The 12,640-nt window shown below is 44.6% G+C and carries 14 protein-coding genes; 2 read left to right on the top strand and 12 right to left on the bottom strand.

The window, feature by feature from the left end; all coding sequences use genetic code 11:
- Positions 1–294 precede the first annotated feature (294 nt).
- Positions 295–1,557 carry an outer membrane protein transport protein gene (locus tag AB4375_RS03695; RefSeq protein WP_102320197.1) on the top strand — a complete coding sequence of 421 codons (1,263 nt, stop codon included), beginning with the start codon at positions 295–297 and terminating at the stop codon, positions 1,555–1,557.
- A 296-nt stretch (positions 1,558–1,853) separates the two neighbouring features.
- Entirely contained in the window at positions 1,854–3,158 is a 1,305-nt protein-coding gene (locus tag AB4375_RS03690; RefSeq protein WP_065583668.1) for an outer membrane protein transport protein, read from the top strand.
- 89 nt (positions 3,159–3,247) lie between these two features.
- Here the strand turns inward: AB4375_RS03690 and AB4375_RS03685 are convergent, their stop codons facing one another.
- The 12 genes from AB4375_RS03685 to AB4375_RS03630 form a co-directional block, all read right to left on the bottom strand.
- Positions 3,248–4,033, bottom strand: a complete 786-nt coding sequence (locus AB4375_RS03685) for a VacJ family lipoprotein (protein WP_372051039.1) — start codon at positions 4,031–4,033, stop codon at positions 3,248–3,250.
- Between the two features lie 124 nt (positions 4,034–4,157).
- On the bottom strand, positions 4,158–5,378 hold the full coding sequence (ccmI, locus tag AB4375_RS03680; RefSeq protein ID WP_372051038.1) for a c-type cytochrome biogenesis protein CcmI: 1,221 nt from the start codon (positions 5,376–5,378) through the stop codon (positions 4,158–4,160).
- Positions 5,378–5,869, bottom strand: coding sequence for a cytochrome c-type biogenesis protein (locus tag AB4375_RS03675; RefSeq protein ID WP_372051037.1), 492 nt, complete (start codon positions 5,867–5,869; stop codon positions 5,378–5,380). The genes ccmI and AB4375_RS03675 overlap by 1 nt, the downstream gene beginning before the upstream one ends.
- On the bottom strand, positions 5,866–6,417 hold the full coding sequence (locus tag AB4375_RS03670; RefSeq protein ID WP_017060653.1) for a DsbE family thiol:disulfide interchange protein: 552 nt from the start codon (positions 6,415–6,417) through the stop codon (positions 5,866–5,868). Before AB4375_RS03670 ends, AB4375_RS03675 begins: the two co-directional genes overlap by 4 nt.
- Positions 6,418–6,422: 5 nt before the next feature.
- Positions 6,423–8,393 carry a heme lyase CcmF/NrfE family subunit gene (locus AB4375_RS03665; RefSeq protein WP_017071949.1) on the bottom strand — a complete coding sequence of 657 codons (1,971 nt, stop codon included), beginning with the start codon at positions 8,391–8,393 and terminating at the stop codon, positions 6,423–6,425.
- Positions 8,390–8,872, bottom strand: coding sequence for a cytochrome c maturation protein CcmE (gene ccmE, locus AB4375_RS03660; protein ID WP_017060655.1), 483 nt, complete (start codon positions 8,870–8,872; stop codon positions 8,390–8,392). Before ccmE ends, AB4375_RS03665 begins: the two co-directional genes overlap by 4 nt.
- Positions 8,869–9,075 (bottom strand): heme exporter protein CcmD, encoded by a 207-nt coding sequence (gene ccmD, locus AB4375_RS03655; protein ID WP_017060656.1) that lies wholly within the window; start codon positions 9,073–9,075, stop codon positions 8,869–8,871. Before ccmD ends, ccmE begins: the two co-directional genes overlap by 4 nt.
- A gap of 14 nt (positions 9,076–9,089) precedes the next feature.
- The gene (locus AB4375_RS03650) at positions 9,090–9,830 is read right to left on the bottom strand and encodes a heme ABC transporter permease (RefSeq protein WP_017068974.1); all 741 of its coding nucleotides are present in this window, start codon (positions 9,828–9,830) and stop codon (positions 9,090–9,092) included.
- A 148-nt stretch (positions 9,831–9,978) separates the two neighbouring features.
- The gene (gene ccmB, locus AB4375_RS03645) at positions 9,979–10,647 is read right to left on the bottom strand and encodes a heme exporter protein CcmB (protein WP_017060658.1); all 669 of its coding nucleotides are present in this window, start codon (positions 10,645–10,647) and stop codon (positions 9,979–9,981) included.
- Position 10,648: 1 nt separating this feature from the next.
- A complete protein-coding gene (gene ccmA, locus AB4375_RS03640; protein WP_017071209.1) occupies positions 10,649–11,266 on the bottom strand; it encodes a cytochrome c biogenesis heme-transporting ATPase CcmA in 618 nt (205 codons plus the stop codon).
- Between the two features lie 278 nt (positions 11,267–11,544).
- Entirely contained in the window at positions 11,545–12,057 is a 513-nt protein-coding gene (locus AB4375_RS03635) for a DUF2802 domain-containing protein (RefSeq protein WP_017060660.1), read from the bottom strand.
- Complete coding sequence (locus tag AB4375_RS03630; RefSeq protein WP_017064109.1) at positions 12,057–12,551, bottom strand: chemotaxis protein CheW; 495 nt, start codon at positions 12,549–12,551, stop codon at positions 12,057–12,059. Before AB4375_RS03630 ends, AB4375_RS03635 begins: the two co-directional genes overlap by 1 nt.
- Positions 12,552–12,640: the final 89 nt, after the last annotated feature.

The following is a 12,640-nucleotide window of genomic DNA, read 5'->3' as shown; positions in this document are numbered from 1 at the left end:
GCTCTTAAAGCCCCGTCACAAAAGGCCCAGCAATTATATTACTGATATTGCTGGGCTTTATTTATAAATGAACCACAAAACCATTCACACCACCAATACCTCTAGAGTTAAAACTCTAAAAAACAGCATTTCACACCATTTTCGTGCCAGATAGGCGTCATTTCCATAATTTTCCACTCAAAATTCCCAATGGTCGGATTTGTATATCGTATACTTGCGAATAGGATCAGCCACCATTGAGCAATTGCTCAAATTAATCGCCCTGTAGAGGCGGATATATAAAGGAATAAATGAATGACTACCAACAACACGCGTCTGTTTAAAAAGTCTCTTTTAGCAGTAACAATTACACTGGCGTCTTCGCAAGCGATGGCAGCAGGTTTCCAACTTAACGCACAATCAGCAACCGGCATCGGCCGTGCTTTCGCTGGTGATGCAGTAATCGCAGATAACGCGTCAGTAATGGCACGTAACCCTGCAGCAATGGCACTATTTGACAAAACTGAGCTTTCGCTTGGTTTTGAAAGCATTACTTCTATGATTGAAGTCAAGGATGCTACTTACACAGGCTTCATGGGCGGTAATTCTAGCAATGCTGACTATGACGATGCTGGCGATACTTCGATTGCACCAAACATTCATCTAATCGTTCCAGTAAATGATAAATTTGCATGGGGTGTAAATGCTTATTCTAACTTCGGTACAAAAACTGAATTCAGCGATAGCTATGTGGGTGGTGAATACGGCGGCCTAACAGATGTAAAAAGTGTTAACTTTGGTTTAGCTGGTTCATACCGTCTAAACAAACAGTGGAGCTTTGGTGCAGGCCTTGACCTTATTTACGGTAAAGGCGAACTGAAACGAACAATGAGCTCGGAAGTTAATACTCCGCCAATCCCAGGCTTGCCACAAGCAGGTCAAACAGTTCTTGATGCTGAAGCGGATGGTTGGGCTGTGGGCTTTAACCTTGGTACTGTTTTCGAGTTAAATGAAAATAACCGTTTTGGTTTGGCTTACCACTACTCTCCGAAACTTGAAGCTGAAGGCGATATCAGCTACCAAGGCACTGAATATAAAGATGATACCCTTCATATGCCTCTACCTGATATGGTTGAGTTCTCTGGTTTCCACAAGATTGAAGATACTAAATTCGCAGTTCATTACTCAGTGCAATGGATTGGTTGGAGCTCATTTGACAAGCTAGAAGCAGACAAAGCAGGTGTTCTAAACAATTACGAATGGCAGAATGGTATGCACTACTCTCTAGGTGGTACATATTACATGAATCGCGATTGGACACTTCGTGCCGGCTACATGTATGACACAAGTGCACAAGATGAAGTCACTTCAGTTTCAGTTCCAGATTCAGATCGCCAATGGTTCTCAGCTGGTTTCACATACCACATCAACGAAGCGTCAAACGTAGACTTTGGTTTCACATACTTAATGGGCGACGATGTTAAAGTTAATGAATCAACTTCTGTTGTTTCGTCAATTTCAGCAACAACTCGTGCAGATGCAATCCTAATGGGTCTGCAGTACAGCCGTAGCTTCTAATATAAGCTAATAAGTAATCCCCAAAGGGTCGCATTATGCGACCCTTTTTTATTGCCTAAACCACTGACCCGCATCAATTTAAGCTTACAACTGTAGCCTGCAAGGCTAACATATGACTACAAGTGTACGCTCAAACTTCGCAACACAGCCGAAACATTTAGATTATTTCTCTAATAATTAAACACATTTACTCATTAAATCCCTAAAACACTGTTTTATTCGAATTTCATTTTTAAAGTAATGACTCTAAAAGTAGAATCACGCCACTAAATACTTATGATTCAGCGAACATAATAATGAAAATGAATAAGACTCTTCTATCTGCTGCAGTGGCAGTTGGACTACTTTCGACTTCTACCGTAACTCAAGCGGCAGGTTTTCAACTAGCAGAATACTCAGCAACAGGCCTAGGCCGCGCATACGCGGGTGAAGCAGCAATGGCTGACGGTGCAGACGCACAATGGCGTAACCCTGCAATGCTGACTTACCTAGAAGGGACTCAGGTTTCTGTTGGTGCTATCTATGTTGACCCTAACATCGATATCGACGGTACTTCTACGTCCATGATGGGACAATCGACTTCGTCAAATTCTAGCGATTTTGCGCACAGTGCAGTAATCCCAAACTTTTATGTTTCTCATAAGTACAACGACAAGTTCGCATTAGGCTTTGCTGCTGGCACTAACTACGGTATGGAAACAGACCTAGGTAAAGACTTTGGTGGCGCAAACCACGGTAACGAAGCAAGTGTTACTACGATGGAGCTAAACCTAAACGCGGCTTACCAAGTACTTGAAAGCGTATCTATTGGTGGTGGTATTCGTTACATCATGGCTGAAGGTAGCTTTGGAGCGGTATCTACAGTTAACTCTCTAGTTCCTATGCCTCAAGGTACAGCTTTAAAATACATGGAAGGTGATGACACAGCGTGGGGCTGGCAAGTTGGTACCGCTTGGCAGATCAATGAAAACAACCGCCTTGGTTTTACCTACAAGTCAGAAGTAGACCTAACGCTTGAGGGCCACGCAAATGGTGTCGCTTTTGATGCTGTTGCTGGCGCTTTAGGTACTCCTGTGAAGTCAAAATATAACGGCTCAATGCAACTTGCATTGCCAGCAACCGCCGAGCTTGCAAGCTTCCATCAACTATCAGATAAAGTCGCTGTACATGCGAGTGTTAACTGGACTAATTGGAGCAGCTTTGAAGAACTAGTAGCTGACATCCCTGAATTCGGTCCTGCTCGAACTCAAGATATCAAGCAAGAGAACTGGGAAGACAACTACCGCTTTGCGATCGGTACAACTTACCAAATGACACCTAAGTTAGCTCTGCGCTCTGGTATTGCGTACGACACTTCAGCGGTAAGCGATGAACACCGTACTGCGACGATTCCGGAAACAGACCGCACTTGGTTGAGTATTGGTGCTGGCTACCAATGGTCTGAGCAACTAACACTAGACGCTGGTTTCACTTACATCCTAGCGAAAGACGCAAAAATGGTTGAAGATGACGCAAGTTCTGCGCCATTTGGTGGTGACTTCGAAGGTGAAGTGACTGGTAGCATCTGGTTAGTGGGCATCCAAGCGAACTACCGCTTCTAATCTACCGCCCTAAAAGTAGAAAATATTAAAAAGGCTCGATGTTGCATCAACATCGAGCCTGTCTTTTATCGGTTTTCTAAATCGTGTTTCTAGTAATCTTCTAGATAACCATCGATGAAATCTTCTTCTTCAAGGTCGACCTCTTCAGGTTCAATCTCGGCTTTGAAATCACGACGTTGAATGTAAACATCACGCGTTAATGCATATGGATCAGGAGAGTTATCCAACAGCGCTTCTTGTGATACTAACTGAGCACGTGTTTCCATGCCTTCAAATGCCCACTTGCCTAAGCTAGCCCAGAAATTCAAGAACGACAGAGGGACATACAAGCCATCAACGGTTTCAGTTACTTCACGCGTTGTTAGTGGACCATAACCCGGCACCATGAAGTACGGACCATTCCCTACTCCGTAATGACCAATCGCATCAGAGAACGACTTATCATCGTACTTGGTAATCCCAGCTTCACTAGCAATATCGATTAAGCCTAACAAACCAATCGTTGAGTTAATCCAAAAACGATTGAAATGGTCGAGTGCTTTTTCACCATTGCCCATAATAAGGTTGTTAACCATGCTTGATGGTTCGTCTAAGTTGGCTAGGAAATTGGAGATACCAGAACGCACTGGCACAGGGGTGTAGTCAACATAAGCGAGGGAAACAGGGCGAACTAAGTAAGGATCTAGATATTCGTAGTTGATATCCCACATCGCTCGGTTGAAACCTTCAAAAGGATCATTGGGGTGGGACTCTTCGACGTATTCAGAGGTTTCGAGGTTATCATCGTCAACACTTTCGTCCGGCGCGCTTGAACACCCAACCGTTAAGCTTGCGATAAAAAGTAAACTCGAGAGTCTTAAAACACTGACAGACATATCACCTTTTCCATAAGGAATTCAAATAATAAAAAAGGCCAGCAATCGCTGGCCTCAATTGTTTGGCTAAGTCTATACCGTTTATCTGCAAATCGGAATAGATAACACCTATGCAAAGTGATGATTAATATTGCTTATTGATATCAATGGTAACTGGAGCACCCAGTTCAACCACTTCACTTTCACCGTACCAATCGCCTTCGCGAGTTGAAACGTTGCCGTCTGTATCAAGCCTAGCTCTAACCATCAGAGTTTCAAGGCTAGACAGCTCTTGTCCTTCCAGCATGCTGTTGCCGTCATCTAGCACAACAGTGCGAGGGAAAGTCCCTAGTGGGTAACGAGCGGCTGCGATAGGCATTGGAGAACCATCTGCTCTGTGTACTGAAACAATTAACACTGAGTTAGGGTCAGCATTCACGTCTGCAGATAGATCGAGCGTTACAGCAACAGTCTTACCTTGGTCGACACCCATATTGTCGCCCATTTTCTTCTGAGCACTTTCAATACTGCGCGAAAGCATTTCATAGCGACTGTCTTGTGGACCAATCATCTGCTGCATGATGCTCCAGTACTTCACCGCACCTGGGTAGTCTTGACGCTCAAACGCATCAAACGCAAGCAGTGAGAACACACGAAGGTCAACGTAATCGTTTTGAATCAAACGGCTCAAAATCAAACGAGCTTGGTTTTGATCAGCTTCATCAGGAGAAAGCATCAGTGCTTGTGCGAAACCTAACTGAACATCTTCATTCTTAGGTTCAAGCTTGTAAGCTCGTTCCATAGAATCTTTTGCTGTTTCAGCGTCGCGGTTAGCCAGTGCAATACGACCGAGTAGCAACCAACCTGTTGAATCTTTTGGTTGGTAATGCAGACGAGTACGAAGCGCTAGAGTCAAATCTTCCAACTCATCATCCGTTAGTGCACCACCTTCCGATGACATTAGCTTTTTAGACAATTCAGGAAGGTTCGAGCTCACTTCTTGCCAGTGTTGAACTTTGTCCAACGCGCCGAACTTAAAGTACATACCATAAGTCACAACGACGACAAGGATGATCGACGGTACAACCACACCAAGCGTAGAGATTTGAGTCTTCTTCATCTCTTCTTGTGCAGGAACATCATCAAGCAGAGACTGTTTCAAATCATCGATCAGTTCTTGTTGGTTATCAACAAGGCCTTCTTCAGCTTCTACTTCTAGCTCATCGAGACGGTCTTTATAGAATGCTTTATTCAGCTCATCACGAAGCACATCGTCATTGTTTGCCTTTTTATTAATAAAAGGCAGAACAATCAACAAGATTGCTGCTAGCGAAAGGATAATGGTAGAAATCCAAAATAGAGTCATTACTGTTTATCTCCGTCGTTCTCTTCATCGAGTAACGCTTTTAAACGTGCTTCTTTATCTGCATCCCAGTCTTGATCTGACTCTGTTGCTGCTTTCGATTTTGACTTTCTGCTTCGCAAAATGATCAAGCCAAATCCAAACACAACCACCGCAAACGGACCAATCCAAAGGATCGATGTTGCTAGTGTCAGTGGTGGATTGTAAGTCACAAAGTTACCGTAGCGAGCAATCATGTAATCAATGATATCTTGCTTCGACTTACCGTCTTTTGTCATCTCGTACACTTTTTGACGTAAGTCGACCGCTAACTCAGCGTTCGAATCACCAATCGTGTTGTTCTGACATTTAGGGCAGCGTAATGTATTGCTTAGCTCTTTGAACTGCTGCTCTTGATCTACGGTATCAAATTCATGGAACTCGATAGGTGCAGCAGAAACCGTCGCTGAGATTGCGAACGTAGCAAATAGAGTAATCAATGCCTTTCTAATCATTTCGATTCCTCCAACAACTCTTGATACATCGGCTCAAGCGTCGATGCCCAGTTGGTTGGGTTCACATCACCAACATGGCGGTAGCGAACTACGCCGTTAGCATCGATTAGGAAAGTTTCAGGCGCGCCATACACGCCAAGGTCAAGGCCTAGCATGCCATTACCATCAAACAGGCTAATTAGGTACGGGTTACCCAACTCTTTTAGCCAACCAACCGCTTTGTTGCGATCATCTTTGTAGTTAAGACCAATGATCTTAACGCCTTGATCCGCAAGCTTGTTCAGGTAAGAGTGCTCTGCATAACAAGTAGGACACCAAGTCGCCCACACGTTAAGAAGCAGTGGCTCGCCTTTAAAGATCGCTTGATCATGAAACTTACCTGGTTGTTCTAAGTCTTCTAGACCAAACTCAGGAACAGGCTTACCAATCAATACGGATTCTAGCTTAGTTGGGTCATCGCCCGACTGATTGCGCATTAATTGCGTTGCAAAGATTCCAGCTAGAACCATGAACGCAATCAATGGAATGAATAAAATCTTCTTGTTCATTCGAATTAAGCCTCCTGCTCTTCAGCCGACTTTTTGATTGGCTTACGGAAACGGTAACGACGGTCACTGATAGCAATAGCGCCACCAATCGACATAATCAAAGAACCTGCCCAGATCCAACGTACAAATGGTTTGTAGTAGATACGTACAGCCCAAGATTTGTTGTCGTCTAAACGTTCACCCATTGCAATGTAAAGGTCGCGCGTTACGCCACGGTCAATCGCTGCTTCTGTCATCATAGACTTAGCTGTGGTGTAGAAACGTTTTTCAGCGTGAAGCGTGTTGATGTATTTGCCTTCTTTAGTAATTTCAAAGTCAGCAATGTAACCATCGTAGTTAGGACCATCTTTGTCACGAACCCCTGTAAACAGGAAGCTGTATTCTTCAAGCTGGTAGCTTTCACCTGGCGCCAGACGTACATCACGTTCGATGCTGTAGTTTTGCACCATCGCGATACCAATCACTGTCACGGCTAAACCTATGTGACCACACATCATTGCCCAGTGGCTACGAGGTAGCTTAGTTAGACCTTTCAAGAATGTATGACGGTGAGTCGCACGCTCATGCAGCTCAAAGCCGTGCATGAAGATGATCCAGAACGCCATTACCCAACCAGCAAACGCAGTACCACTGAAGCGGTCAGCCAGTAGAGCAACCATTAGCGCACTCAAGCCAAGTGAGAATGCACCTGAAATCAGCATTGGTTTAACAAGCTTAGACAGGTTGTCACGTTTCCATCGGATCAGAGGACCGATACCAAGCAGGAACGAGAACGGGATCATTAACCAGAAGAACAACATATCAAAGAATGGTGCGCCGATAGATACCGAGCCCAAGCCTAACTGTTTGTGAACTAATGGCAGTAGCGTACCTACTAACACAACGACAAGCGCTGCAATCAGTAAGATGTTGTTACCAAGCAGTGCGTTTTCACGAGAAACCAGATCGAAGTTACCGCGAACACGAACCGATGCGCCTTTAATAGCAAACAACAGCAGTGAACCACCGATAACAAAGACTAGGAAACCTAGAATAAACATACCACGAGCAGGATCCGACGCGAATGCGTGAACCGATACCAAGATGCCCGAACGAACTAAGAATGTCCCTAGTAAGCTTAGCGAGAATGCAGAGATAGCCAGCAGTACTGTCCAAGCTTTAAATGTGCCACGCTTTTCAGTTACCGCTAGTGAGTGCATTAGAGCAGTACCAGCCAACCAAGGCATGAATGAAGCGTTTTCTACTGGATCCCAGAACCACCAGCCACCCCAGCCAAGTTCGTAGTAAGCCCACCATGAACCTAGTGCGATACCTACCGTTAGGAATAACCAAGCTGCGATTGTCCAAGGACGCGACCAACGAGCCCATGCCGTATCAAGACGACCACTCATTAGAGAAGCGATTGCGAAAGAGAACGCAACAGAGAAACCTACATAACCCATGTAAAGCATTGGCGGGTGAATAATCAAACCCGGATCTTGCAGTAGTGGGTTCAGGTCACGGCCATCAACAGGGAAGAAAGGCAATGTACGTAAGAACGGGTTAGACGTCACGATAATGAACAGCAAGAAGCCGACAGTAATCAGACCCATGATAGCCAAAACGCGAGCCACAGACTCTTGAGGCATACCACGACTGAATGTCGCTACTGCTACAGTCCAACCCGCTTGGATGAGAACCCAAAGAAGTAATGAACCTTCGTGCGCACCCCAAACCGCCGTAATTCGGTAGTACCAAGGTAGTTGGCTGTTTGAGTTACTTGCTACGTATTGAATCGTAAAATCATTTGTGTAAAACGCGTAACACAAGATAAAGAACGAAATCGCTAAGAATCCGAACATACCCCACGACAACGGTCGTGCGCTGTTCATCAATAATGTGTTATTTCGAGCGGCTCCATACAATGGGAGCACGCTTAGCAGCAATGCAAGTCCCAAGGACAGGATCATCGCAAAATGGCCGATCTCGGCTATCATTGAGCATTTCCTTCTTTTTGTTCAGTCGTGTATTGCAAAGGCTCATGGGTTTTCTTCATTGCTTCCGCAACTTCAGAAGGCATGTACTCTTCATCGTGCTTTGCCAACACCTCAAACGCTTCGATTGTCGTTGCATTTTTAAGGACACCCTGAGCAACAATACCTTGGCCTTCACGGAAAAGATCAGGAAGGATACCATCGTATAGAATTGTTACTTTAGGGCCTACATCCGCCAAATCGAAGCTTACACGTAGTGATTCATTGTCACGGCTTACAGAGCCGACTACGACCATGCCACCAATACGTAGGCGTTGACCAACTTCAGGCTTTTTACCATCTTTGCCGTTGACCAGCTCAGTTGGTGTGTAGAACAGATCCATGTTCTGGTTAAGTGCGTAAACCATCAATCCAACAGTCGCACTGATACCAAAAAAGATCGCTAAGACAATGCCCAGCCTCTTTTTACGTCTTGGGTTCATAGAGTGTTCTCCATATTTTTTGCTGCATCGATACGAGCTTGACGATCAATCTTAGCTTGTACTTCATTTAGTAATTGCTTACCACGACGAACGCTTACGACCAGTAAAATGATCATCGCGAGGAATGTGATTCCAAATGCACTCCAGACATACGAGGCATAACCTCCCATGGCTAAGAAATCACTCAAAGATTCAAAATACATAATTACCTACCCTACTACGCTTTTTCAGCCGCAAGCTTGCGAACCCATGGACGGTGACTTTCTTTACTGATGATTTCGTTACGGAAACGAATCATGGTTAAAGCGCCAAAGAAGAAAGCGAAGCCGAAGATGTTAAGAAGAAGCGGCCATAGCATGTCACTTGAGATCGAAGGTTTTGCGAACTTAGTAATGGTCGCGCCTTGATGAAGTGTATTCCACCACTCTACAGAGAAGTGAATGATAGGGAGGTTGATGACACCAACGATAGCCAAAATGCCTGCCGCTTTCGCTGCTGTTTTTTGGTCGTCAAAAGCGTGGTGTAGTGCGATCACACCCAAGTATAGGAATAGAAGAATCAGCTCTGAGGTTAAACGCGCATCCCAAACCCACCAAGCACCCCACATTGGTTTACCCCAAACTGCGCCAGTTAGTAACGCAATGAAGGTAAACACAGCGCCAATCGGTGCCATCGCCAGTGCGGCCATGTCTGATAGCCTTACCTGCCATACCAAACCGATAAAGGCAGCAATCGCCATCGACATGTAAACGCCCATCGACCAGATTGCAGACGGAACATGGATGTAGATGATACGGAAGCTATCGCCTTGTTGGTAATCAGAAGGCGCAAATGCAAGCCCCCACACGGTACCGACGGATAGACACAATAGCGCTAGGATCGAAAACCATGGCAAAAGTTTACCAGCAAGCTGATAAGAGGTTTCTGCTTTGGCATAGGGATGGAGCCATTTCCACATGTTGTAATCTCACTCTTACTTCATATTGCTTACAGCTATTAAAGCTATAATTATAATAATTTTATTTGTCTTGCTTTCAGTTTTATTGACTCTATGAGTCCAATCGACACATTTGGTTCACATTGGCTATACGATAACGGAACCCCAATCAGTTCACACTTACTCTAAGTGCGGCACTGATCGCAAAAGGCGTCATAGTCATCGCACCCATTAACATTGCCCCAAGCACCGCCAATTGACCGTTGTATGCAACGCCCAAAGCCGCAGCGTCAATTGCTGACGTCGCGAAGATTAAAATGGGGATGTAAAGCGGCAAGATTAACAGGCTTAACAGGACTCCGCCCTTCTGTAACCCAACGGTTAACGCAACACCAATCGCACCAATAAAACTCAATGCGGGTGTTCCTACCAGCAAGGTCAACACAACTGAGAGCCATGTATCAAAATCTAAAGACAACAAAACAGCCAATAATGGGCTGATTAAAATCAATGGTAACCCGGTCAACAACCAGTGTGCTATGACTTTGGACAATACTACCAACTGCAACGGGATTGGCATCAGCATCATCTGTTCAAGGGCGCCATCTTGAAAATCATCACGGAAAAGACGCTCTAAAGAGAGCAATGCAGAGAGCAAAGCGGCCACCCAAACAATACCCGCAGCAATACGCGCAAGTAGGTTTGGCTCTGGGCCAATACTCAAAGGGAAAAGCGTGATAACAATGATGAAGAACCACAAAGGGTTAAAGATATCCGCTTGACGTCGAAACGCGATAAGCAGTTCGCGTCGGATAATCGTGGTCATTGAAGAGATCATATTACTCACCCAACTTTATTTTTCTTAGTTTCGGGCTATCAGCAAACATATCTTGGTGTGTGGTTAACAACACAATGCCACCGTTGTCTGCATGCTGAGAAAAAAGAGATTCGAGAACTTTCACGCCCTGCTTATCAATGGCAGTCAGCGGCTCATCAAGAATCCACAACATTTGCTTGCTCAACCAAAGGCGAGCCAACGCAACTCGGCGTTGTTGGCCTGCTGAAAGTTGCCCCGCAGGTACGTCTTCTCTGCCCGCAAGCCCGACTTGAGCCAGCGCGTGATAAAGCTCTTCTTTGCTGGTACCGCCACTGTGAATCGACTGATAAAAGCTCAGATTCTCATAAGCACTAAGCTCGCGCTTTATGCCTGTTTGGTGACCAAGAAAAAGTAAATTTTGATGATAAACATCTCGACTCGATTCAATAGACTCACCGTCCCAAGAGATAGTGCCGTCATCGCGATCGCCTAAGCCAGTAATAATCCTAAGGAGTGTCGTTTTCCCGGTACCGTTACGACCTTCAACTTGAACCAGCTCACCTGGTTTCAATTGAAAAGACAACGATTCAAACAGAATCCTGTCGTCACGAATAGCAGTTAAATTTGAGACTTCTAGCATAGGTAAATTTAGTCGAGTAATGAGAGCGCTATAGTAGCACACCAACATGGTGACAAAACAGGACTAGGCGTTTTCGATAGAACAAAGTCGGTAAGAAACTGTTACCACCTCATCACAATTTACACATTTTCATCAACAAACAAGATATTGTCGTAGATACAAGCACTTATAAACATCGTTCTATATAGATCGGACAGGCATAAAAAAAGAAGCCGAAGCTTCTTTTAAGAGGAATACGTAATAAACATCAATTGCTCAATACGAATTAAGCGCTCAATTTAACGACGTCGAGGCGGGTCTCTGCGATCGCGAGAGGCATCGGGTTGCTGATCGTACGATGAAGGGTCGCTTCGTAATGAAGGAATTTTCTCTTTACCAGCAAGCTTGTTCTGCAGAGACATCATCAGCTCAGCTTCTGCTTTGGGTAATTCACATTCTTCAATTAACTCGTTAATCCCAGCGCCAAGCTGAACCATTTTCGTTGCACGTGTGTACAAACGTCCATCGGTATCCGCATGTTCCAGCTCAACAATACGTTCATTCAAATGTTTGATAAGATCTTGTTGTTCAGTCACTTTCTGGCCAAGGCCAACCACAACAGAGCGAACCTCAAGTAATTGCTTACTCGATTTTTGAAGCTCTTTGTCCAAGTTACGAACTTGCAGGCGTGACTGATCGAGCTGCTTTTGAATCGCACGTTTTACTTTGCTAATCAAAATCAGGATAAATAACGTAAAAACCCCAACGCCTGATATCAGAGCGACAGGGCTTAAAGGAAGCGCTTCAAACATTACAGGTGAGCCATCTCATCCCATTCGTCTTCGCTTAGTAGTTTGTTTAGATCTACTAAGATAAGTAGCTTGCCATCTCGGTTACTTACACCTTGGATGAACTTAGCACTTTCATCAGTACCAACACTTGGCGTTGTGTCGATTTCAGAAGAACGCAGGTAAACCACTTCAGCAACGCTATCTACTAGAATGCCAATTACTTGACGCTCAGATTCAATAACGATGATACGAGTGTTGTCTGTGATTTCACCTTGCATCAAACCAAAGCGAGAACGAGTGTCGATAACAGTAACAACGTTACCACGTAGGTTAATAATACCTAGAACGTAATCTGGAGCACCCGGTACTGGAGCAATTTCGCTGTAACGTAGTACTTCACGTACTTGCATTACGTTGATGCCGTAAGTTTCTTCTTCTAGCTGGAAAGTCACCCATTGAAGTACTTCATCATTCGTTTGCTCTTTTCTTACTTCAACTTCACTCATATGAGACATAGATAATCCTCTTGCCGTCGTTACCGACCACTATTATTAACTTGATGCTTATTGTTAGCCCAATGCTTATTGTTAGCCCAATGCTTATT

Source organism: Vibrio sp. 10N.261.51.C6, assembly GCF_041471785.1.
GTDB lineage: Bacteria > Pseudomonadota > Gammaproteobacteria > Enterobacterales > Vibrionaceae > Vibrio > Vibrio crassostreae_C.
The sequence above is the reverse complement of the archived record's forward strand: the minus strand, read 5'-3'. Positions and strand labels throughout refer to the sequence as shown.